General features: G+C 73.3%; 20 protein-coding genes. 16 read left to right on the top strand and 4 right to left on the bottom strand.

Features of this window, described 5'->3' with window-relative positions:
- Positions 1-34: 34 nt before the first annotated feature.
- From ACZ4VF_RS09735 to ACZ4VF_RS09720, 4 genes are all read left to right on the top strand, one after another.
- A complete protein-coding gene (locus ACZ4VF_RS09735; RefSeq protein WP_467924452.1) occupies positions 35-1,378 on the top strand; it encodes an NYN domain-containing protein in 1,344 nt (447 codons plus the stop codon).
- A 211-nt stretch (positions 1,379-1,589) separates the two neighbouring features.
- Entirely contained in the window at positions 1,590-2,630 is a 1,041-nt protein-coding gene (locus tag ACZ4VF_RS09730; protein ID WP_467924449.1) for a C40 family peptidase, read from the top strand.
- 275 nt (positions 2,631-2,905) lie between these two features.
- Positions 2,906-3,907 (top strand): C40 family peptidase, encoded by a 1,002-nt coding sequence (locus ACZ4VF_RS09725; RefSeq protein ID WP_467924447.1) that lies wholly within the window; start codon positions 2,906-2,908, stop codon positions 3,905-3,907.
- A 27-nt stretch (positions 3,908-3,934) separates the two neighbouring features.
- A complete protein-coding gene (locus ACZ4VF_RS09720; protein WP_467924445.1) occupies positions 3,935-5,122 on the top strand; it encodes a hypothetical protein in 1,188 nt (395 codons plus the stop codon).
- 185 nt (positions 5,123-5,307) lie between these two features.
- Here ACZ4VF_RS09720 and ACZ4VF_RS09715 read toward each other — a convergent pair whose 3' ends face one another.
- The gene (locus ACZ4VF_RS09715) at positions 5,308-6,543 is read right to left on the bottom strand and encodes a glycosyltransferase 87 family protein (protein ID WP_467924443.1); all 1,236 of its coding nucleotides are present in this window, start codon (positions 6,541-6,543) and stop codon (positions 5,308-5,310) included.
- A 176-nt stretch (positions 6,544-6,719) separates the two neighbouring features.
- Between ACZ4VF_RS09715 and ACZ4VF_RS09710 the strand changes: the two genes are divergently transcribed.
- Together ACZ4VF_RS09710 and ACZ4VF_RS09705 are read left to right on the top strand one after the other, a co-directional pair.
- A complete protein-coding gene (locus ACZ4VF_RS09710) occupies positions 6,720-7,862 on the top strand; it encodes a glycosyltransferase family 4 protein (protein WP_467924441.1) in 1,143 nt (380 codons plus the stop codon).
- A gap of 50 nt (positions 7,863-7,912) precedes the next feature.
- Positions 7,913-9,535, top strand: a complete 1,623-nt coding sequence (locus ACZ4VF_RS09705) for a GMC oxidoreductase (RefSeq protein ID WP_467924439.1) — start codon at positions 7,913-7,915, stop codon at positions 9,533-9,535.
- A 13-nt stretch (positions 9,536-9,548) separates the two neighbouring features.
- On the opposite strand, the gene ACZ4VF_RS09700 is transcribed toward ACZ4VF_RS09705, so the two are convergent.
- Positions 9,549-11,345 carry an AMP-dependent synthetase/ligase gene (locus ACZ4VF_RS09700; protein WP_467924437.1) on the bottom strand — a complete coding sequence of 599 codons (1,797 nt, stop codon included), beginning with the start codon at positions 11,343-11,345 and terminating at the stop codon, positions 9,549-9,551.
- Positions 11,346-11,664: 319 nt separating this feature from the next.
- Here ACZ4VF_RS09700 and ACZ4VF_RS09695 point away from each other — a divergent pair, with 319 nt between their 5' ends.
- From ACZ4VF_RS09695 to ACZ4VF_RS09670, 6 genes are all read left to right on the top strand, one after another.
- The gene (locus tag ACZ4VF_RS09695) at positions 11,665-12,462 is read left to right on the top strand and encodes a metallophosphoesterase family protein (RefSeq protein WP_467924435.1); all 798 of its coding nucleotides are present in this window, start codon (positions 11,665-11,667) and stop codon (positions 12,460-12,462) included.
- A 122-nt stretch (positions 12,463-12,584) separates the two neighbouring features.
- Positions 12,585-13,088, top strand: a complete 504-nt coding sequence (locus tag ACZ4VF_RS09690) for an SRPBCC family protein (RefSeq protein ID WP_467924433.1) — start codon at positions 12,585-12,587, stop codon at positions 13,086-13,088.
- 43 nt (positions 13,089-13,131) lie between these two features.
- Entirely contained in the window at positions 13,132-14,352 is a 1,221-nt protein-coding gene (locus tag ACZ4VF_RS09685) for an ArsA family ATPase (RefSeq protein WP_467924430.1), read from the top strand.
- A 55-nt stretch (positions 14,353-14,407) separates the two neighbouring features.
- A complete protein-coding gene (locus ACZ4VF_RS09680) occupies positions 14,408-14,908 on the top strand; it encodes a DUF5304 domain-containing protein (protein ID WP_467924428.1) in 501 nt (166 codons plus the stop codon).
- 67 nt (positions 14,909-14,975) lie between these two features.
- Positions 14,976-15,929 (top strand): ROK family glucokinase, encoded by a 954-nt coding sequence (locus ACZ4VF_RS09675; protein ID WP_467924426.1) that lies wholly within the window; start codon positions 14,976-14,978, stop codon positions 15,927-15,929.
- A gap of 76 nt (positions 15,930-16,005) precedes the next feature.
- Positions 16,006-16,749 (top strand): endonuclease/exonuclease/phosphatase family protein, encoded by a 744-nt coding sequence (locus ACZ4VF_RS09670; RefSeq protein ID WP_467924424.1) that lies wholly within the window; start codon positions 16,006-16,008, stop codon positions 16,747-16,749.
- 18 nt (positions 16,750-16,767) lie between these two features.
- Here ACZ4VF_RS09670 and ACZ4VF_RS09665 read toward each other — a convergent pair whose 3' ends face one another.
- Positions 16,768-17,514, bottom strand: coding sequence for a hypothetical protein (locus ACZ4VF_RS09665; RefSeq protein WP_467924422.1), 747 nt, complete (start codon positions 17,512-17,514; stop codon positions 16,768-16,770).
- Complete coding sequence (locus tag ACZ4VF_RS09660; RefSeq protein ID WP_467924420.1) at positions 17,507-18,286, bottom strand: alpha/beta hydrolase; 780 nt, start codon at positions 18,284-18,286, stop codon at positions 17,507-17,509. The genes ACZ4VF_RS09665 and ACZ4VF_RS09660 overlap by 8 nt, the downstream gene beginning before the upstream one ends.
- A gap of 105 nt (positions 18,287-18,391) precedes the next feature.
- Here ACZ4VF_RS09660 and ACZ4VF_RS09655 point away from each other — a divergent pair, with 105 nt between their 5' ends.
- From ACZ4VF_RS09655 to ACZ4VF_RS09640, 4 genes are all read left to right on the top strand, one after another.
- On the top strand, positions 18,392-19,162 hold the full coding sequence (locus tag ACZ4VF_RS09655; RefSeq protein ID WP_467925589.1) for a lysophospholipid acyltransferase family protein: 771 nt from the start codon (positions 18,392-18,394) through the stop codon (positions 19,160-19,162).
- A 37-nt stretch (positions 19,163-19,199) separates the two neighbouring features.
- Positions 19,200-20,456, top strand: coding sequence for a MacS family sensor histidine kinase (gene macS / locus ACZ4VF_RS09650; protein ID WP_467924418.1), 1,257 nt, complete (start codon positions 19,200-19,202; stop codon positions 20,454-20,456).
- On the top strand, positions 20,453-21,130 hold the full coding sequence (locus tag ACZ4VF_RS09645; RefSeq protein WP_467924416.1) for a response regulator: 678 nt from the start codon (positions 20,453-20,455) through the stop codon (positions 21,128-21,130). The genes macS and ACZ4VF_RS09645 overlap by 4 nt, the downstream gene beginning before the upstream one ends.
- A 111-nt stretch (positions 21,131-21,241) precedes the next feature.
- Positions 21,242-22,270 carry a 6-phosphofructokinase gene (locus tag ACZ4VF_RS09640; RefSeq protein ID WP_467924414.1) on the top strand — a complete coding sequence of 343 codons (1,029 nt, stop codon included), beginning with the start codon at positions 21,242-21,244 and terminating at the stop codon, positions 22,268-22,270.
- The last annotated feature ends 4 nt before the right edge of the window (positions 22,271-22,274 follow it).

Raw genomic sequence — 22,274 nt, 5'->3', positions numbered from 1 at the left:
GGAGAGGCTTTTTTCCGGTATTGGGGTGTGACGGATGGTGGAGACCGCAGGCGGGGGGCCGGGCGACGGCACCGCTGAGGTGCTTGACCGTCCGCTGCCCGACGGTGTGCGCCGGCGTGTCGTGCAGATCGTCTCGGACGGCTTCGGCGGGCTGACCGTGGTGGAACTGCCCGCCCAGCTGAGACAGTACGCCCGGTTCGCCCCCAATCGCCGGGCCAAGTTCGCCGGGAACGCCATGGCGGCGGCGCTGGAGACCGATCCGTTGTTCCGGCAGCGGATCGGGGAGAAGTTCAGGGAGGCCCAGCCGGAACTGTCCGGCGCCCTCGACTCCGGTTCCCCGCCCCCGGCCGCGGACCCCCTCGACGTGGCGGCCGCCGCCTACGTGCTGCGCCCGGCGGGCTGGGTCAAGCTGGTCACCGCGGCCGGCGAGGAGGCCCAGCGCGCGGACGCCGAGCGCGCCGACGAGGAGAGCCGGGCCGAACTGGAGCGGCTGCGCACGGAGCTGGCGCAGGCCCGGGAGCACACCCGCGCCGAGACCGAACGGCTGCGCGCGGAGCTGGAGGCGGCCCGGAAGGAAGCGGAATCGCTTCACCGCAAGCTGCGCGCCGCGCTCAGCGACGTCAAGCGGGGCGAGGCCGCACTGCGCAAGGTGCAGGGCGAGATGGACGCCGTGCGCACCGAGGCGCAGACGCAGGTGTCGGCCGCGGAGAGCGAGACGCGCCGGCTCAAGGCCCGCCTGGGCGAGGCCGAGGCCGCGCTGGAGGCCACCCGCCGGGCCGCGCGCGAGGGCCGCAGCGTGGAGGACATGCGGGTGCGGCTGCTGCTCGACACCCTGCTGGACGCGACCCAGGGGCTCCGGCGCGAACTCGCCCTGCCCCCGGTGTCGGTGCGCCCCGCCGAGACGGTGGACGCGGTCGAACCGGGCCGGATGACCCCGAAGGACATCGCCGCCCGCGCGCTGTCCGAGAACGACCCGGCCATCCTCGACCAGCTGCTGGCGCTGCCGCAGGCGCACCTGGTCGTCGACGGCTACAACGTGACCAAGACCGGCTATCCGCAGATGCCGCTGGAGAAGCAGCGGTTGCGGCTGCTGGGCCAGTTGTCGGCACTCGCCGCGCAGACCGGGGCCGAGGTGACGTGCGTCTTCGACGGCGCCGAACTCGCCGCGCCGGTGCTGCTCGCGCCGCCGCGCGGGGTGCGGGTGCTGTTCTCCAAGCCCGGTGTCACGGCCGACGAGCTGATCCGCCAGCTGGTGCGCGCCGAGCCGCCGGGGCGTCCGGTCATCGTCGTCTCCACCGACCGGGAGGTCGCCGACGGGGTCGCGCGGGCGGGTGCCCGACCGGTGGCCTCTGCGGTACTTCTCAAGCGACTGTCCTGAAGGTCCAACGGACAGGGTCGATGCCCGAATTGGCCGTATCGTCACGCAACGTAGTGTCAAGCGGGTTTCACTGCACGTGAGTTACGTGCAAAGAATGCATTGCGTGACGAGATTTTTTGCTGTGGGATTTGAACTGATCACAACCGGGTCACTAGGGTCTGGCTTCGAACCTCCGAACGGGTGATCACTCACAAGAAGGAGTTCGTCCTCCGTGGCGTCCCACCGTCGACCCAAGCAGCCGAGCCGCACCCGTGTGACCGTGCTCACCACCGCTGCCGCAGCTGCCGTCGCGCTCAGCGCCAACGCCGCCAACGCCGCGCCGAGCGAGAAGCTCGGCAAGGACGAGGTCAAGGCGAAGGTCGACAAGCTCTACGAGCAGGCCGAGCAGGCGACCGAGAAGTACAACGGCGCCAAGGAGAAGCAGCAGAAGCTGCAGAAGGAAATCGCCACCATCCAGGACGACGTCGCCCGCGGCCAGGAGGAGCTCAACAAGCTGCGCGACGGCCTGGGTTCGCTGGCCACCGCCCAGTACCGCTCCGGCGGCATCGACGCCTCCGTCCAGCTCTTCCTCTCCTCCGACCCGGACGACTACCTCGACAAGGCGTCCACGCTCGACCAGTTGAGCAGCCAGCAGGTCGACGCGCTGAAGAAGATCCAGGACAAACAGCGCGAACTCGCCCAGGAGCGGGCCGAGGCCACCGAGAAGCTGAAGGACCTCGCCGCCACCCGCACCGAACTGGGCAACAAGAAGAAGGAAGTCCAGGGCAAGCTCGCCGAGGCGCAGAGGCTCCTGAACACCCTGACCGCCAAGGAGAAGGCGCAGCTCGCCGAGAAGGAGCAGCGCGCCAACCGCTCCTCCACCGAGCGCGTGGACCTCGGCGACGCCCCGCCCGCCTCCGGGCGCGCCCAGGCGGCCTTCGCCGCCGCCCAGACCCGGATCGGCTCGCCCTACGTCTACGGCGCCACCGGCCCGTCCTCCTTCGACTGCTCGGGCCTGACCTCCTGGGCCTACGCCCAGGCCGGCGTCTCCATCCCGCGCACCTCCGAGGCGCAGGCCCAGATCGGCACGAAGATCTACAACCAGAGCGACCTCAAGGTCGGCGACCTGGTCTTCTTCTTCAACGACATCCACCACGTCGGTCTCTACGCGGGCAACGGCCAGATCCTGCACGCCCCGCGCACCGGCACGGTCGTCCGCTACGAGTCGATGACGACCATCGGCGGCCCCTTCATGTTCGGCGTCCGGGTCTGACCCCCGGCACCCCGCGAACACGGCACACGGACCCGTCCACGGACCGACACACGGACACGGGGGCGCCCGAACGGGCGAATCCCCGAGACCGGAACTGACTCCACGCCCCGCCGGTGACCTGCGTCAGCGGCGGGGCGTCACCCTGTGTTGACTCCGAGGTCTTTGGTCCGGACCCCTGTGCACGGCTACTGTCTGCCGCGTTTCCCCGGCGCCGGGGCCTCCCCGTCCCCACGCGCCGGGGAAACGGTCTTACGTCCGCCAGCAGAAGGACTGCCGTGGGGTCCCATCGCCGCCTTGCACCGTCCGGATTCGACCGTGGCGCCCTCGCCCTGTGCGTGTTGTCGGCCGCGGCCGCGCTCGGCGCCGTACCGGCGCAGGCCGTGCCGGGCGCCGACACCCGGGCCGAGGTGGACCGCCTGTACGAGGAGGCCGAGAAGGCGACCCAGGCCTACGACGAGGCCGACGAGCGCGCCGGCCGGCTGCGCCGCGAGGTCCGGGACACCCAGGACCACATCGCCCGGCAGCAGCAGCGCGTCAACGAGCTGCGCGAGCAGCTCGGTTCCCTCGCGGGCGCCCAGTACCGCTCCGGCGGCATCGACCCGGCGGTCGCCCTGCTCTTCTCCGCGGACCCGGACGACTACCTGGAGAAGGCGTCCACGCTCGACCGCATCGGTGCCCGGCAGGCGGGCCGGCTCAGGGAGTTGCAGTCCGTGCTGCGCCAACTCGCCCAGGAGCGCGCGGAGGCGGCCGGGACCCTCGCCGAGCTGGAGCGCAGCCGCAAGGCCGTGGCCGCGCACAAGCGGACCGTGGAGCGCAAGCTCGCCCGGGCCCGGCAGCTGATCAACGCCCTGCCCTCCGGTGAACGCGCCGCCTACGACCGGGCCTCCCGCGGCAGCCGCGCGGAGCTGCCCGAGCCGACCGCCGCCGCCGGGGGCCGCGCCGCCGCCGCCCTGGCCGCCGCCCGCTCGGCCCTCGGCCGCCCCTACGTGTGGGGGGCCAACGGCCCCTCCGGCTTCGACTGTTCGGGCCTGATGCAGTGGGCGTACGCGCACGCCGGCGTCCATCTTCCGCGCACCTCGCAGGAGCAGCGGTTCGCCGGCCGGCAGGTCCCGCTCTCCCAGGCCCGCCCCGGCGACCTGGTCGTCTACCGCTCCGACGCCAGCCATGTGGCGATGTACGCGGGCAACGGCCAGGTCATCCACGCCCCCTACCCCGGCGCCCCGGTGCGCTACGACCCGGTCGGGATGATGCCGGTCTCCTCGGTCACCCGGCCCTGACCGCGCCCGGCGCCGTACGATCGGCGCGTGGCTGGTCGCAGACGGGCGTGGAGCATCGGAGCCGTGGGGCTGGGTCTGCTGCTGCCGCTGACCGGGTGCGAGCGGCCGGCCGGGACCGACTCCGCGCGCGCCGAGGTGCAGCAGGTCCTCGACCGGCGCGCGGCGGCCCTCCTCGGCCACGACGAGAGGGCGTACGGCACGACCGGCGCCCGCGCCGAGTACACCCGGCTGCGCGCGCTCCCGCTGGCCTCCTGGAGCTACCGGGTCGGCAGCCTGCGCCGCACCGCCTCCGGCGCCACCGCCGACGCCGAGCTGCGCTACCGGGTCGCCGGCTACGACCGGGCCCCCGTCGACACCCGCCGCGTCCTCACCCTGGGCCGCACCGCCGGCGGCCGCTGGTACGTCACCGCCGACAGGCCCGCCGAGAAGACCGGGCAGCAGCTGTGGGACCAGGGCACGGTGACCGCCGTCAAGGGCGCGCACAGCCTGGTCCTCGGCACCGGGGGCGCCGCCGCCGACCTGAGGACGTACGCCCGGCTGGCCGAGCGGGCCGTCCCGGCCGTCTCCGGGGCCTGGGGCACCGACTGGAGCCGCCGGGTCGTCGTGCTGGTCCCGCGGTCCCTGGCGGGCATGGCGTCCCTGCTGGGCTCGCCCGCCGCCGACTACCGGGGCATCGCCGCCGTCACCACGGGCGAGGCGGGAGGGACGGGCCGGACGCCGGCGGACCGGGTGGTGGTCAACCCGGAGGCGTACGCCCTGCTCGGCGACGCCGGCAAGCAGGTCGTCCTCACCCATGAGACGACCCATGTCGCCACCCGGGCACGCACCACCGCTGCCACCCCGCTGTGGCTCTCCGAGGGCTACGCCGACTGGATCGGCTACCTCGGCACCGGCCGCACCCCGGTCGAGACCGCCCCGGAACTCGCCCGTGCCGTCCGGGACGGCGAGGTGCCCCAGGCGCTCCCCGCCGACGGGGACTTCGGGTTCACCCGCGAGCCGGCGAAGCTGGCGCGGGCCTACGAGGGCGGCTGGCTGGCCTGCCGGATGATCGCCGACGGGTGGGGCGCCGGCCGGCTCGGCGCCTTCTACCGGTCCGTCGGCGCCCACCCGGGACGGGCGGGCGCGGTCGAGGAGGCCCTGAAGAAGGTGCTCGGGCTGACACCGCGCGAGTTCACCGCCCGCTGGCGCGCGTACGTCACGAACCAGCTCGGCTGAGGACCCCGACGGCCTCGCGGAGCCATGCCCGGCTCGGCCCGCCCCGGTGGCCCGGGCGAGCCGCAGCATGCCCCCGGGTCTTCGAAGGCGTCGGGGGAGCGCCCGCGCCGCCGCGGATCACCCCGCTTAACACCGCCGTCCGGCTGCCCTGCCCCACGCGCTGCCCGGCCCCGGCCTGCCCCGCGTCAGGAGGAGACGGGGGTCTCCTCCGCGCGGGCTGCCTGCGGTGGGAAGGGGGAGGGCGCGGCCGGCGGTACGGTCGCCCGCCACAGCCGGCGGGCCGCCGTGACCGTGGCCGCGACCAGCAGGCCGTCGCGCACCGCCAGCAGCGTCACGCCGTACCAGTCGCTCGTCACCACGTGCGAGAAGCCGAGCGGGAACTCCAGGACCGTCACGAACGACGCGAGGAGGACCAGCAGCGCGGGCGCCCCCATCCGGCCCGCCCGGTGCGTCAGGCACACGGCGGCCAGGCCGACCAGCCACACCAGGTACTGCGGGCTGATCACCCGGCTGGTCACCGTGAACAGCAGCACCGCCGTCAGGGCCGCGTCGGCGAGGGTGTGCGGCTCGAAGCGGGCCGCGCGCAGCCGCCACAGCAGCAGCCAGCCGAACGCGGCCCCGGTCAGCGCCAGCGCGGCCGTGCTGACCTGGTCCACGTGCGGGCCCAGGAACTCGATCGACCCGTAGTTCAGCAGCACCTCGCCCCGCCAGCCGTAGTGCCGGGCCACATGGAAGACCAGCGCGCCCAGCGACTCCACCTCGGTGCCCCGCTCCCGCTGGAAGGTCAGGAACGCGAACGCCCCCGGCATGGACACCGCGAACAGCAGCGCCAGGCCCGCCGCGGTCACCACCGCCGACGCCCAGGCCCGCCGGCGCACGGCACCGACCAGCAGCAGCGCCGGCCACACCTTCAGCAGCGCCCCCACCGCCGCCAGCGCGCCCATCACCCGTGGGCGCCGGGATCCGGCGAGCAGCGCCGCCACGGCCACCGCGGTCACCATCACGTCGTAGCGGGCGTACACCGTGGGCCCCAGCAGCGGCACGCCCGCCACCCACACCCAGGCCCCCCGCGGCGACCGCCCGGCCCGCCGGCCCGCGTGCACCAGCAGAGCGAGCACGCCGGCGTCGGCGAGGCAGGCCAGCACGAAGAAGGCGTGCGGGTAGGACAGGAAGGGCAGCACGGCGGGGGAGAGGACCGGCAGCGCCGCGGCCGGCGGGTACTGCCAGGTCACGTCGTCCAGCGGAAACGTTCCTTGCCGCAGGACCTCGTACCAGCCGCGGTAGATCACCGACACGTCCGAGGTGACGTCGGGGCCCGGGAAGGCGTACACCCGGAAGACGAAGAGCAGCAGCACCGCACGAGTGACGCCCCAGGTCCCGAGCAGCCGGGCCAGGGACCGCCCGGCACCCTTCGTCTCCACGTGTTCCCCTGCCGTCCGATTCCCGCGTCGGTCACCGTGCTGTCGATCGCCGTGCCGCCGATCGCCGTGCCGTTCGAATCCGCTTCGAGCGACCATGATGTCCTGCGCGGCTGTGCGCGGGCCACAGACTCGGCCGGGCCCGGCCGAGGACGGCCCATTCGGTAGGGTCGGCGGCGATGCACAAGACCCTGATCGTCACCAACGACTTCCCGCCCCGGCCGGGCGGCATCCAGGCCTTCCTGCACAACATGGCCCTCCGCCTGGACCCCGGCCGGCTGGTCGTCTACGCCTCCACCTGGAAGCGCGGCCGGGAGGGGGCCGAGGCCACCGCCGCCTTCGACGCCGAGCAGCCCTTCACGGTCGTACGGGACCGGACGACCATGCTGCTGCCCACCCCGGGGGCCACCCGGCGCGCGGCCGGACTGCTGCGCGAGCACGGGTGCACGTCCGTGTGGTTCGGCGCGGCGGCCCCGCTCGGCCTGATGGCACCCGCGCTGCGCAGGGCCGGCGCCGAGCGGCTGGTGGCCACCAGCCACGGCCACGAGGCCGGCTGGGCCCAGCTGCCCGCCGCCCGGCGGCTGCTGCGCCGCATCGGCGAGTCCACGGACACGATCACCTACCTCGGCGAGTACACCCGCTCCCGGATAGCGACCGCGCTCACCCCCCAGGCGGCCTCGCGGATGGTGCAGCTGCCGCCGGGGGTCGACGAGAAGACCTTCCACCCCGGTTCCGGCGGCGACGAGGTCCGCGCGCGGCTCGGCCTGACGGACCGCCCGGTGGTCGTGTGCGTCTCCCGGCTGGTGCCGCGCAAGGGCCAGGACACGCTGATCCGGGCCATGCCCCGCGTCCTCGCCGCCGAACCGGACACCGTCCTGCTGATCGTCGGCGGCGGCCCGTACGAGAAGGACCTGCGCCGGATGGCGGACGAGACCGGTGTCGCCGGCTCGGTCCGCTTCACCGGCGCCGTGCCCTGGTCCGAGCTGCCCGCCCACTACGGCGCCGGCGACGTCTTCGCCATGCCCTGCCGGACCCGCCGCGGCGGCCTGGACGTGGAGGGCCTCGGCATCGTCTACCTGGAGGCCTCCGCGACGGGCCTGCCGGTCGTCGCGGGCGACTCCGGCGGCGCCCCGGACGCGGTCCTGGAGGGCGAGACCGGCTGGGTGGTCCGGGGCGGCTCGGTCGAGCAGACGGCCGAGCGGGTCGTGGCCCTGCTCCAGGACCCCGGACTGCGCCGCAGGATGGGCGAGCGGGGCCGGCGGTGGGTCGAGGAGAAGTGGCGCTGGGACCTCCTGGCGGAGCGGCTCGAGGCGTTGCTCTGAACCGTGCCGGGACTCTAGGCGGAACCTGAAACTCCGCCCATGCTGCGCACATGACACCAAAACTGACGAGACGTCAGATCCTGGGCATGGCGGCGCTGCAGACCGCCGCCGCCCTCGGTTTCACCCGCATCGGTCTCCCGTCCGCCCGCGCGGCGGAACCCGCCCCCACGGACCGGGCCCCGGCGATCGTCGTCGGCTCCGGCTACGGCGGCGCGGTCGCCGCCCTCCGCCTCGGCCAGGCCGGCATCCGCACCCTCGTCCTGGAGATGGGCGGCCTGTGGAACACCGCCGGCGCCGACGGCAGGGTCTTCTGCTCCACCACCGCCCCCGACCAGCGCGCCATGTGGTTCCGCAGCCGTACCGAGGCCCCGCTCGCCACCTTCCTCTGGCTGGACGTGGTCAACCGGCCCATCACCCCCTATCCCGGCGTCCTGGACCGGGTGCACCACGACCACGTGTCCGTCTACGTCGGCCGCGGTGTCGGCGGCGGCTCCCTGGTCAACGGCGGCATGGCCGTCACCCCGCCGCGCTCCTACTTCACCGAGCAGTTCCCGGGCGTCGACGCCGACGACATGTACGGCACGTACTTCCCGCGCGCCCGCGCCATGCTCGGCGTCAACTCCGTCGACCCGGCCTGGTTCGAGTCCACCGACTGGTACCGGTTCACCCGGACCTCCCGGAAGGCCGCCGCCAACGCCGGCCTGCGCACCACCTTCGTGCCGAACGTCTACGACTTCGGCTACATGCAGCGCGAGGCCGCCGGCACCGCCACCAGGTCCGCGCTCGCCGGCGAGGTCATCTACGGCAACAACCACGGCAAGCGCAGCCTGGACAAGACCTACCTGGCCGCCGCCCTCGGCACCGGCAACGTCACCATCCACACCCTGGAGAAGGTCACCTCGGTCGGCCGGGCGGGCGACGGGTCGTACGTCCTGACCGCCGACCGGATCGACGGCACCGGCGCGGTCGTGGAGCGGAAGGAGTACGGCTGCACCCACCTGTTCCTGGCCGGCGGCAGCCTCGGCACCACCGAACTCCTCGTCCGCGCCCGGGACACCGGCACCCTGCCCGACCTCGCCCCGGCCGTCGGGGCGGGCTGGGGCACCAACGGCAACACCATGCTCGGCCGCGCCAACCACGTGTGGGACACCGTCGGCGCCGACCAGGCCACCATGCCCGTCATGGGCATCGACGACTGGGCCAACCCCGACAACCCGGTCTTCGCGGAGATCGCCCCGCTGCCCATGGGCTTCGAGCACTGGATCAGCCTGTACCTCGCGATCACCAAGAACCCCGAACGGGCGTCGTTCTCGTACGACGGCTCGTCCGGCGCGGTGCGCCTGGGCTGGACCGCCGACCAGAGCGCCGTGTCGGCCGCCATGGCCAAGAAGCTGTTCGACCGGCTGAACGCGGCCAACGCGACCATCTACCGGTACGACCTCTTCGGCTCGGCCGGCAAGGTCTTCGCCGACGACTTCACCTACCACCCGCTCGGCGGCTGCGTGCTGGGCCGGGCGACCGACGGCTACGGCCGGGTGAAGGGGTACGCGAGGCTCTACGTCACCGACGGCTCGCTCGTGCCCGGCTCGATCGGCGTGAACCCCTTCGTCACCATCACCGCGCTCGCCGAACGCACGATGGCGCGGGTCCTCGCCGAGGACACCGCGCCATGAGGCACCGCCCGGATCACTTGGCGTAGATCGCCTCGATCTCGTCCGCGTAGTCCTTCGCCACCACGTTCCGCTTCAGCTTCAGCGACGGGGTGAGGTGGCCCGACTCCTCCGTGAACTGGGAGGACAGAATGCGGAACTTCCGCACCGATTCCGCCTTCGACACCGCGGCGTTGCCGTCGTCCACGGCCGACTGGATCGCGGCGTTCAGATCCGGGTCGTCCTTCAGCGACGCCGCGGTGGAGCCCGCCGGCTTGCCGTGCTCGGCGGCCCAGCGGCCCAGGAACTCCTCGTCGACGGTGACCAGCGCGCCCACGAACGGCCGCCCGTCGCCCACCACCATGCACTCCGCGACCAGCGCGTGCGCCCGGATCCGGTCCTCGATCACGGCCGGGGCGACGTTCTTGCCGCCCGCCGTGACGATGATCTCCTTCTTCCGGCCGGTGATCCGCAGGTAACCGTCCTCGTCCAGGGTGCCGATGTCGCCGGTGTGGAACCAGCCGTCGGCCAGCGCCTCCGCGGTCGCGCCCGGATTGTTCCAGTACTCCTTGAACAGGTGCTCGCCGTGCAGCAGCACCTCGCCGTCGTCGGCGATGCGGACCACCGAGCCGGGCAGCGGCTGGCCGACCGTGCCGATCTTCTGCCGGTCCCAGGGGTTGAACGCGGTCGCCGCACAGGACTCGGTCAGGCCGTAGCCCTCCAGCACCGAGAAGCCGATGCCCCGGAAGAAGTGCCCGAGCCGCTCGCCCAGCGGGGCACCGCCGGAGATGGCGTACTCGCCCCGGCCGCCCAGCACCGCGCGCAGCTTGGAATAGACCAGCTTGTCGAACACCTTGTGCTTGAGCTTCAGACCGAAGGACGGGCCCGACGGGCTGTCCAGCGCCTTGCTGTAGGCGATCGCGGTGTCCGCCGCCTTGTCGAAGATCGCGCCCTTGCCGTCGGCCTGCGCCTTGGCCCGCGCCGAGTTGTAGACCTTCTCGAAGACCCGCGGCACACCGAGGATCAGCGTCGGCCGGAACGCGGCCAGTTCGTCGGTGAGGTTCTTGATGTCCGGGACGCAGCCCAGCTTGATCGGCGCCATCATCGGCGCCACCTGCACCAGCCGCCCGAAGACGTGCGCGAGCGGAAGGAAGAGCAGGACCGAGCACTCCCCGGTGCGGAACAGCGGACGCAGCCGCTCCACGACGTTCCCGCACTCGGCGAAGAAGCTGCGGTGGGTGAGCACGCAGCCCTTGGGACGCCCGGTGGTGCCGCTCGTGTAGACGATGGTCGCCGGGTCGTCGGCCCGGGCGAGCGAGCTGCGCTCCTCCACCGCCGCGTCGCTGATGTCCTGCCCGAGGCGCCCCAGCTCCTCCACGCCGCCGGCCTCGATCTGCCAGACGTGCTTGAGCGCGGGCAGCCGGTCGCGGACCGACTCGACGGCGGCCGTGTGGCCCGCCAGCTCGGTGACGCAGGCCGTCGCGCCCGAGTCGCCGAGGATCCACTGCACCTGCTCCGGCGAGCTGGTCTCGTACACCGGCACGGTGATCGCGCCCGCGCTCCAGATGGCGAAGTCGAGCAGCGTCCACTCGTACCGCGTGCGGGACATCAGGCCCACCCGGTCGCCCGGCTGCACGCCGGAGGCGATGAGGCCCTTGGCGGCGGCGTGCACCTCGGCCAGGAACTCCCGCGCCGACACGTCCTGCCAGGCACCGGCCACCTTGCGGGCGATGACGGCGACGTCGGGATGCTGCGCGGCGTTTCTGCGGACGATGTCGGTCAGATTGCCGTCCGCAGGGACCTCGTACAAAGCCGGAAGGCTGAACTCGCGCAAGACTGCTGCTCCTCTTAGGGCGCCGGCGCCACGACGTTGTGCGATGCGACGGTGCGGTCCAAGGCTCGGGCGAGTGCTCCGGATCAGCATGGCGATTCGGCTGAGAATTCACATGTTGAAAACCAGAGCACGCTGGACTGCCCGGACGTTACCCGCCGGTATGGCGTCTACGACAGGGGGTCCCGGCGAGATGTTCGCTGCGTCACACACGTGGGCGTTCCTTCGCGCACAGTAGTCCACGGCCGAACCGACCGGCGAGTAACCGCAGGTTGGACCGGCACTGTTCACAGGTGCGCCCCTCCGCCTACGCTTGATCGCCATGGCTTCCACACGCACCGGCGACCGACGGACCCGCGTCCACGTGGTCAGCGACGTGCACGGCAACGCCCGTGACCTGGCCCGGGCCGGCGACGGCGCGGACGCCCTGATCTGCCTCGGCGACCTCGTCCTCTTCCTCGACTACGCCGACCACTCGCGCGGCATCTTCCCGGACCTGTTCGGCACGGAGAACGCCGACCGCATCGTGGAACTGCGCACCGCCCGCCGCTTCGAGGAGGCCCGCGCGTTCGGCGCCCGGCTGTGGGCCGGCATCGGCGCCGACCGGGCCACCGCCATCGAGTCGGCCGTGCGCAAGCAGTATGCCGAGCTCTTCGCCGCGTTCCCCACGCCGACGTACGCCACCTACGGCAACGTCGACCTGCCGCGGTTGTGGCCCGAGTACGTCCGGCCCGGCACCACCGTCCTCGACGGCCAGCGGGTGGAGATCGGCGGCCGTGTCTTCGGCTTCGTCGGCGGCGGACTGCGCACCCCGATGCGCACGCCCTTCGAGATCGGCGACGAGGAGTACGCGGCGAAGATCGAGGCCGTCGGCGAGGTCGACGTGCTGTGCACCCACATCCCGCCGGAGGTGCCCGAGCTGGTCTACGACACCGTGGCCCGCCGCTTCGAGCGGGGCAGCCGGGCCCTGCTGGAGGCCATCCGCCGCACCCGACCGCGGTACGCGCTGTTCGGACACGTCCACCAGCCGCTGGCGCGCCGGATGCGGATCGGCGCCACCGAGTGCGTGAACGTGGGGCACTTCGCCGGGACCGGCACGCCCTGGGTGCTGGAGTGGTGAGGCCCGGCGGGCGCGGTGAAGGCGGCGGGCCGACGGCGCGGTAGCCTTCACGCTGCACACACGTGCGCAGACCGGCGCACGCGGATCTCTCCCACCGGCCCGCATCTGGAGGAGCCACGGCGATGGCGGAACACACCAGTTCGAGCATCACGATCGAGGCGGCTCCGGCCGACGTCATGGCGGTCATCGCCGACTTCGCCCGCTACCCGGACTGGACCGGAGAGGTGAAGGAGGCGGAGGTCCTCGCCACCGACGCGCAGGGCCGCGCCGAGCAGGTGCGCCTCGTCATGGACGCCGGTGCCATCAAGGACGACCAGACCCTCGCCTACACCTGGACCGGCGCGGACAAGGTCTCCTGGACCCTGGTGAAGTCCCAGATGCTCCGCTCCCTCGACGGCTCCTACGCGCTGAGGCCGGCGGGCGCGGGCGCGACCGAGGTCACCTACCAGCTCACCGTCGACGTCAAGATCCCCATGCTCGGCATGATCAAGCGCAAGGCGGAGAAGGTCATCATCGACCGGGCGCTGGCGGGCCTGAAGAAGCGGGTGGAGTCGGGACCGGAGCCGGAGCAGGAGCCGGCGAAGGAGTCGGGCCAGGAGCAGGTGACGGAGCCGGGCCAGGAGTAAGGGCTCCGACTGATTCCCGTGCTCGGCGGTAGCGTTCACCCTCATGCGCACCATCCTGATCACGGGCCCGGGCGGTAGCGGGCGTACGACCGTCGCCGCCGCCACCGCACTGCGCGCCGCGGCCGACGGCACCCGTACCCTCCTGCTCGGCGCCGACCGCACCGACACCCTCGGCGCGGCCCTGGGCACCGCGACAGGACCGGCCCCCACCGAGGTCACCGGGCACCTCACCGCCTGGCGGCCCGATGCCGCCGAACGCTTCCGGCAGGACCTCACCGCCTTCCAGAGCCGCGCCGCGAACGTCCTCGACCTGCTCGGTGCCGCCCGCCTGGACGCCGAGGAGGTCACCCCGCTGCCCGGCGCCGAGGAACTGTCCTTCCTGCGCGCCCTGCGGGACGCGGCCCTCTCCGAGCGCTACGACCTCCTCGTCGTCGACCTCCCGCCCCTGCCGCAGGCCCTCGCCCTGCTCGGCCTGCCCGAGGAACTGCGCCGCTACCTGCGCCGTCTGCTCCCGCCCGAGCGGCAGGCCGCCCGCGCCCTGCGCCCGGTCCTCGGCCGGCTGGCCGGCGTGCCCATGCCCGCCGACTGGCTGTACGAGACGGCGGCCCGCTGGGACGTCGAGCTGGCCGCCGTCGACGCCGTCCTCACCGCCCCGGACACCGCCGTGCGCCTGGTCGCCGAACCCGGCCCGGCCGGCGCCGCCGCCGTCCGCGCCGCCACCCTGGGCCTGGCCCTGCGCGGCCTGCCCACCGAGGCCCTGATCGCCAACCGCACCCTGCCCGAGACCGCCCCGGACGCCTGGCTCCCCGGCCCGTCGTCCGACGGCCACCCCTCACCGGGCCTCGCCCCCCTCCTGTCGCTCCTCGCCCAGCAGCGCAAGACACTCGCCGACTGGCAGGAGCCGTACGACGTCCACCCCGTCCCGCACCTCGGCCGCGACCCGCACGGCCCCGACGACCTCACCGCCCTCGCCGTACCCGCCGTCAACCCGGCGACGACCCCGGTCGAGTGGCCCGTCACCGACCGGATCACCGAGGACGGCGTGCTCGTCTGGCACCTCCCGCTGCCCGGCGCGATACGGGACGAGCTCGACCTCGTCCGGCGCGGCGACGAACTCCTCGTCACCGCGGGCCCCTTCCGCCGGATCGTTCCGCTGCCCTCCGCCCTGCGCCGCTGCACCGTCGCCGGAGCCGGACTCCAGGACGGCGAGCTGCGCATCCGCTTCGCCCCGGACCCCGAGCTGTGGCCCGCCCGGGGACGGTGAAGGGGACACGCCGTTCGGGTAACGTCGTAAGGGCGAACCGTAGTCAGGAGCCGCCATGAGCGAAGAGCGCCCCGCACCCGATCCCCGCGAGGAGGAGCCGGCCAGGGCGACCGACGCCGACGCCTGGTCCACGGCCTGCGCCGAGGACCTCGACGCTGAGCGGACCCGTCGCCGCACCGAGCACGGCCCGCCCCCCGGCTCCGCGGCCGAGGAACTGAGGAAACTCGTGGACGCGGTGGCCGACAGGCTGTCCGGCCTCCCGTCACCGCTCCTCGGCGGCCTCGCCGGGCCCGCCGCCCAGCAGATGGTGCGGCAGGTCGTCCAGCAGGCGAAGGCGGCCGTCGAGCCCGTCATAGACCGCAACCCGGACGTCTTCGACCACCTGGCCGCGGCCGGCGGCGAGCTGCTCGCCGCCTACCGCTCCGCCGTCCAGGCCCAGGAGCACCGCTGGACCTCCCGGACCGCCGACCCGGCGGCCGGCCCCGCGGACGACCGGCCGGACCGGCGCGACGGAGGCGAGGGCACCGGCCCGGGGGAACGCATCGACCTGGACTGAAGCCCTCGCACGGCAGGGCCTCGGGTACGGTTGGCCGTAGCGGGGCTCGACCGAAACTGAGGGATTCATGGGACTCACCATCGGCGTCGACATCGGCGGCACGAAGATCGCGGCCGGCGTGGTCGACGAGGAAGGCAACATCCTCTCGACCTTCAAGGTGCCGACCCCCACCACGCCCGAGGCCATCGTGGACGCCATCGCCTCGGCGGTGGAGGGTGCGCGTGCCGGGCACGAGATCGTCGGCGTGGGCATCGGCGCGGCCGGTTACGTCAACCGGCAGCGGTCCACGGTGTACTTCGCGCCGAACATCGACTGGCGCAACGAGCCGCTCAAGGAGAAGGTCGAGGCCCGCACGGGCCTCCCGGTCGTGGTCGAGAACGACGCCAACGCCGCCGCCTGGGGCGAGTACAGGTTCGGCGCGGGCAAGGGCCACCGCAACGTCATCTGCATCACGCTCGGCACCGGCCTCGGCGGCGGCATCATCATCGGCAACAAGCTGCGCCGCGGCCACTTCGGCGTGGCCGCCGAGTTCGGCCACATCCGGATGGTCCCGGACGGCCTGCTCTGCGGCTGCGGCTCGCAGGGCTGCTGGGAGCAGTACGCCTCCGGCCGCGCCCTGGTCCGGTACGCCAAGCAGCGCGCCAACGCCACCCCCGAGCGGGCCGAGGTCCTGCTGGCACTCGGTGACGGCAGCCCCGACGGCATCGAGGGCAAGCACATCTCCATGGCCGCCCGCCAGGGCGACCCGGTCGCCGTGGACTCCTACCGCGAGCTGGCCCGCTGGGCCGGCGCCGGCCTCGCCGACCTCGCCTCCCTCTTCGACCCGTCCGCGTTCATCGTCGGCGGCGGCCTCTCCGACGAAGGCGACCTGGTCCTCGACCCGATCCGCAAGTCCTACAAGCGCTGGCTGGTCGGCGGCAACTGGCGCCCGGTGGCCGACGTGATCGCGGCGCAGCTGGGCAACAAGGCCGGACTCGTCGGCGCGGCCGACCTGGCCCGGGAGCCCGACCCCGTCATGTGACGGCGACTGTCCCTCCCAGGGGCGCGGGGCCGCACCACGCCTCGCGCCCCGCTCCATCGGGCGTACATTGATCCACATGGAGCTGCTCCCCAACTCCCGCACGGAACCCGACGGTTCCGCCGTCATCCGCGTCCTGAGCTACAACATCCGCTCGATGCGCGACGACACCGCCGCCCTGGCCAGAGTGATCACCGCCTGCGCCCCGGACCTGGTCCTCCTCCAGGAGGCCCCCCGCTTCTTCCGCTGGCGCAAGAAGCTCGCCCGGCTCGCGGCGGCCTCCGGACAGGTCGTCCTCACCGGGGGCGCCACGGCCGCGGGCCCGGCGATCCTGTGCGGTCTGCGCGCCACCGTCGAGCGCACCGAGGACGTCCTCCTGCCCCTCACGCCGGGCCTCCACCGGCGCGGCTTCGCCACCGCGGTGGTCCGCTTCGGCGGCGCCCGCCTCGGCGTGCTCAGCTGCCACCTCTCCCTCCAGCGGGACGAGCGCCACGACCAGGGCGGGATGCTCCTCGACCGGCTCGCCGGACTCGGCGTGGAGCACGCCGTCGCGGGCGGCGACCTCAACGAACGCCCCGACGGCCGCACCTTCCGCCGGCTCGCCGAGACCCTGCAGGACTGCCGTGCCACCGCACCCTGGGGCGGCGAGTTCACCTCCACCCCCGCCGACCCCCACCAGCGCATCGACGCGATCTTCGCCACCCGGGGCATCGAGGTGCTGGGCTGCGGCGTGCCGGTGGGGCAGCCGGGGGTGCGCCCGGCAGACCTGAGGGCGGCCACGGACCACCTCCCGGTCCTCGCCGCCCTCAGAATCCCGGCCTGAGCCGACCGCGCCGGCCGGTCAGACCACCGCTCCGCGTCCGGGGTCGTCGTCGTCCTCGTCGTCCGTCCGCATCCGCGCCACCAGCGTCACGAAGCCGCCGAGGAAGCCGCCGATGCCCAGGGTCGCCAGCCACCAGGTCATGTCCCAGCCGAGCAGCACCGCCAGCAGGAGCAGGACGGGACCGCCGACCACGCCGAGCCAGGCGAACCTGGCGGTCGTGTCGGCGGTGGGCAGCGGCGGCGGCTCCGGCGGGACGAAGTGGCCCTCGTCGTCCTCGTCGAAGTCGTCGTCGGACGGCTCGGCCACGCGGTAGTCGCGGGGGCCGACCCCGGGCGCGAAGGACACCGAGCCGCCCAGCGGCCGGGCGGCGGAGTTCCCCGCGTCGCCCCCGGGTTCGCTCCCCGCGTCCTTCGCCGTGTCCCTCACCGGGTCCTTCGCCGTGTCCCTCACCGGGTCCTCGGCCGGACGGGCCGCCTGGTCGACCGCGGGATTCGACGCCGGGTTCACCGCCGGGTTCACCACGGGGTTCTTCGCCGTGTTCTTCTCCAGCAGGGCGAGGTCCTCCACCGGCTTGAACGGCCGGGCTCCCGGAGGATCCGGCGGCTCCTCGCCGTACCCGGCGACGATGGCCCGCCAGGCGGCGTCCTCGTCGAACGGCACCTCCTGCCCGCCCGGCTCGCGGGCCTCGTGGCCGCCCTGGTCCTCGTGGCCGCCCTGGTTCTCGCGGTCCTCGCGGTCCTCACGGTCGGAGTCGTGCTCAGCCAACTGCGGCCGTCCCTTCCTTGCCGACGACGGGTGCGAGCCGGCCGATGAAGGCGAGGCTCTCCTCGAAGACCCGGTCCGCATCCTTGTCCAACGTCGCCACGTGGTAGCTGTGTTCCAGCACGATCTCCGTGACGTCCGTCGACGACACCCGGCTCAGCACCCGCGCCGAGTCGGCCGCCGGCACGACATGGTCCCGGGCGCTGCGCAGCAGCAGCAACGGCTGCGTGACCTGGGGAAGCTCGCCGTCCAGCCGGCGCAGGAACCTCCGCAGCGAGTGCGCCGCGTGCAGCGGCACCCGGTCGTACCCGAGCTCCGCCACGCCCGGCTCGGCGATGTCGCTGGCGATGCCCTTCGTCGTCCGCACGAGGTGCCGGGCCACCGGAAGGGCGTACGCCGACAGGCCGTGCAGCCGGTTCGCCGGGTTGACGACCACCGCGCCCGCGATCCGCTCGCCGTGCCGGGCGGCGAGCCGGAGCGCCAGCGCCCCGCCCATCGACAGGCCCGCGACGAAGACCCGGGAACAGCGCTCGCGGAGGAGGCGCAGCTCGCGGTCCACCTCCGCGTACCAGTCCTGCCAGGTGGTGAGCTGCATGTCCTCCCAGCGGGTGCCGTGGCCGGGCAGCAGCGGCAGGGACACGGTCAGGCCGCGGGCCGCGTGGTGCTCCGCCCAGGGGCGCAGCGACTGGGGCGAGCCGGTGAAGCCGTGGCAGAGGAGAACCCCCACCTCCCCGCCCTCGTGGCGGTACGGCTCGGCTCCGGGGAGAACTGGCATGTGCTTCACCGTACGCGACCGCACGGACACCGACCAGGGTCGTCGGGCCCATTGTCGGCGCTCCGGGTTAAGGTCTCTCCGACGGAACCAGGAGGCACACGGGTGTTGTACGGCACGATGAAGGTCGCCATCGGAGGGCCGCTGAAGGTCGCCTTCAGGCCTTGGGTGGAGGGCCTGGAGAACATCCCGGCCACGGGCCCGGCCATCCTGGCCAGCAATCACCTGTCCTTCTCGGACTCGTTCTTCCTGCCGGCCGTGCTGGACCGCAAGGTCACCTTCATCGCCAAGGCCGAGTACTTCACCACCCCGGGCGTGAAGGGCCGCCTCACCGCGGCCTTCTTCAAGGGCGTCGGCCAGCTGCCGGTGGACCGCTCCGGGGCGCGCGGCGCCGGTGAGGCGGCGATCCGGAGCGGCATCGAGGTGCTGGAGCGCGGCGAGTTGTTCGGCATCTACCCGGAGGGCACCCGCTCGCCGGACGGACGGCTCTACCGGGGCAAGCCCGGCGGCCTCGCGCGCGTGGCGCTCGCCACCGGCGCGCCGGTCATCCCGGTCGCCATGATCGACACGGAGAAGATCCAGCCGCCCGGCAAGGTCGTGCCGAAGCTGATGCGGCCCGGCATCCGCATCGGCAAGCCCATGGACTTCAGCCGCTACCAGGGCATGGAGCACGACCGGTTCGTGCTGCGCGCCCTGACCGACGAGGTCATGTACGAGATCATGAAGCTCTCCGGCCAGGAGTACGTCGACATGTACGCCACCGCAGCCAAGCGCCGGATAGCGGAGGCGGCGAAGGCGGCCAAGGAAGCCGAGAGGGCCGAGAAGGCCGAGAAGAACGGGAAGGCCGAGAAGGCCGGGAAGCAGCAGGACGAGTCGTAGACCGGGGGACACGGGGAAACCGGGGGGACCGGGGGAGATGCCCGAGCGCGAGCGCGGACGAACCGAAGAACGCGGCGTCATGAGAATGTCGGTCGAGCTGCCGCTGTGGCGCGCGCTCGCCGGATACCGCGTCCTGACCATGCTGTACGCGATCGGCCTGTGCGCCACCGCGTACGACCACTTCGTGCGGCCCTGGGTCGCCGTCGCCTACTACGCCGTCCTGGCCGTGTGGACCCTCGCGACCCTGCCCAAGGTGGCGAGCGCGGCCGCCTGCACCCGGCGCTTCCTGGCCGCCGACCTGACCGTCGCCCTCGTCGGCATCCTGCTCACCCCCGTCGCCGACAGCCACGAGCGGATCGCGGGCGGCGGCCCCACGCTGCCGTCGATATGGACCGCCGGCGCGGTGCTGGCCTTCGCCATCAAGGGCGGCTGGCGCTGGGCGGCCGTCGCCTCCACGGCCGTCGCCGCCGTCAACCTGGTCGAGCGCGGCCATCCCGCCCGGGACACCGTGCACAACGTCATCCTCGTCTGGGTGGCCTCCATCGCCATCGGCTACGTCGTGGAGGTGGCCCGCGCCTCCGAGCGCACCCTCGCCCGCGCGCTGGAGATCGAGGCCGCGACCCGGGAGCGGGAGCGGCTGGCCCGGGACATCCACGACAGCGTGCTGCAGGTGCTGGCGATGGTGAAGCGCCGGGGCGCGGCCCTCGGCGGGGAGGCGGCCGAGCTGGGCCGGCTGGCCGGGGAGCAGGAGGTGGCCCTGCGCACGCTGGTGTCGGGCGGCCTGGTCCCGGTGTCCCGGGCCGCGGAGGACGCGCCCGCCGGAGCCGTCGTACGCGCCGTCGGGCGGCCGGACGAGGACGCACCGGCCGGCCCGGTCGACCTGCGCTCCCTGCTGGCCGGCTACGCCCGCGCCCGGGTCAGCCTCGCCGAGCCCGGCGCCCCGGTGCTGCTGCCGCCGGCCGCGGCCCGCGAGGTGGCCGCCGCGGTCGGCGCCGCCCTGGACAACGTGCGCCGGCACGTCGGGGAGGACGCGCGCGCCTGGATCCTGGTCGAGGACGAACCGGACGAGATCGTCGTCACCGTCCGGGACGACGGCCCCGGCATCCCCGAGGGCCGGCTCGCGCAGGCCGAGGGGGAGGGCCGGCTCGGAGTGGCCCTGTCGATCCGGGGCCGGCTGCGCGACCTCGGCGGCAGCGCCGAGATCGTCTCCGTCCCCGGACAGGGCACGGAAGTGGAACTGAAGGTACCGAAGGGCGCCGTGCGGGCGCGGGGGAAGAAGGCGGAACAGCGATGACGCAGCAGCAGGACCCGATCAAGGTCATGGTGGTGGACGACCACCCCATGTGGCGGGACGCGGTCGCCCGCGACCTGGCCGAGTCCGGCTTCGCGGTGGTCGCCACCGCCGGCGACGGCGAGCAGGCGGTCCGCCGCGCCAGGGCCGCCGCCCCCGACGTCCTCGTGCTGGACCTCAACCTGCCCGCCAAGCCCGGCGTCCAGGTGTGCAAGGAACTCGTCGGCCACAACCCGGCGTTGCGGGTCCTCGTCCTGTCGGCGAGCGGCGAGCACGCGGACGTGCTGGAGGCCGTGAAGTCCGGCGCGACCGGCTATCTGCTGAAGTCGGCCTCCACCGAGGAACTGCTGGACGCGGTGCGCCGTACCGCCGTCGGCGACCCGGTGTTCACACCGGGCCTCGCCGGCCTGGTCCTCGGCGAGTACCGCCGGCTGGCCGCCGAGCCCGTGCCCGCCCCGGACGCCGAGGAGCCCGGCGCGCCCCGGCTGACGGACCGGGAGACGGAGGTGCTGCGGCTGGTGGCGAAGGGCCTGAGCTACAAGCAGATCGCCGAACGCCTCGTCATCTCCCACCGCACGGTGCAGAACCACGTCCAGAACACCCTCGGCAAGCTCCAGCTGCACAACAGGGTGGAGCTGGTCCGGTACGCGATAGAACGCGGACTCGACGACGAGTAGGCCGGTTTCCGACGCCACGCACCGGAATCACCCTTCCGCCCTATCCCGATGTGACCTGAATCACCATTAGCGTGACCGGTCGTCAGGCAAGCGCGGTGAAGGGACATTTCCATGCGGGTCGGAGTACTGACCGGAGGCGGCGACTGCCCCGGGCTCAACGCCGTCATCCGGGGCATCGTCCGCAAGGGCGTGCAGGAGTACGGCTATGACTTCGTCGGCTTCAAGGACGGCTGGCGCGGTCCCCTCGAAGGAGACGCCATCCGCCTCGACATCCCCGCGGTGCGCGGCATCCTGCCCCGCGGCGGCACCATCCTCGGCTCCTCGCGCACCAACCCCCTGAAGGTGCAGGACGGCATCCGCCGCATCAAGGACAACCTGGCCAAGCAGGAGATCCAGGCCCTGATCGCGATCGGCGGCGAGGACACCCTCGGCGTCGCGGCCCGCCTGTCCGGCGAATACGGCGTGCCCTGCGTGGGCGTACCGAAGACCATCGACAACGACCTGTCCGCCACCGACTACACCTTCGGCTTCGACACCGCCGTCAACATCGCCACCGAGGCCATCGACCGGCTGCACACCACCGCCGAGTCCCACATGCGGGTCCTGGTGGTCGAGGTGATGGGCCGGCACGCCGGCTGGATCGCCCTGCACTCGGGCCTGGCCGGCGGCGCCAACGTCATCCTCATCCCCGAGCAGCGCTTCGACGTCGACCAGGTCTGCGACTGGGTGACCTCCCGCTTCCGGGCGTCGTACGCCCCGATCGTGGTCGTCGCCGAGGGCGCCATGCCCAAGGACGGCGACATGGTGCTCAAGGACCAGTCGCTGGACTCCTTCGGGCACGTCCGGCTCTCCGGGGTCGGCGAGTGGCTCGCCAAGGAGGTCGAGAAGCGCACCGGCAAGGAGGCCCGCACCACGGTCCTCGGACACGTCCAGCGCGGTGGCACGCCCAGCGCCTTCGACCGCTGGCTCGCCACCCGCTTCGGCCTCCACGCCATCGACTGCGTCCGCGAGGGCGACTTCGGGAAGATGGTCGCCCTGCGCGGCACCGACGTCGTCCGCGTCCCCCTCGGGGAGGCCACCGCCAAGCTGAAGACGGTCGACCCGAAGCTCTACGAGGAGGTGGGGGTGTTCTTCGGCTGACGGC

It is taken from the genome of Streptomyces sp. NPDC029151 (assembly GCF_055564315.1).
This window is presented reverse-complemented; position numbering and strand designations above follow the sequence as displayed.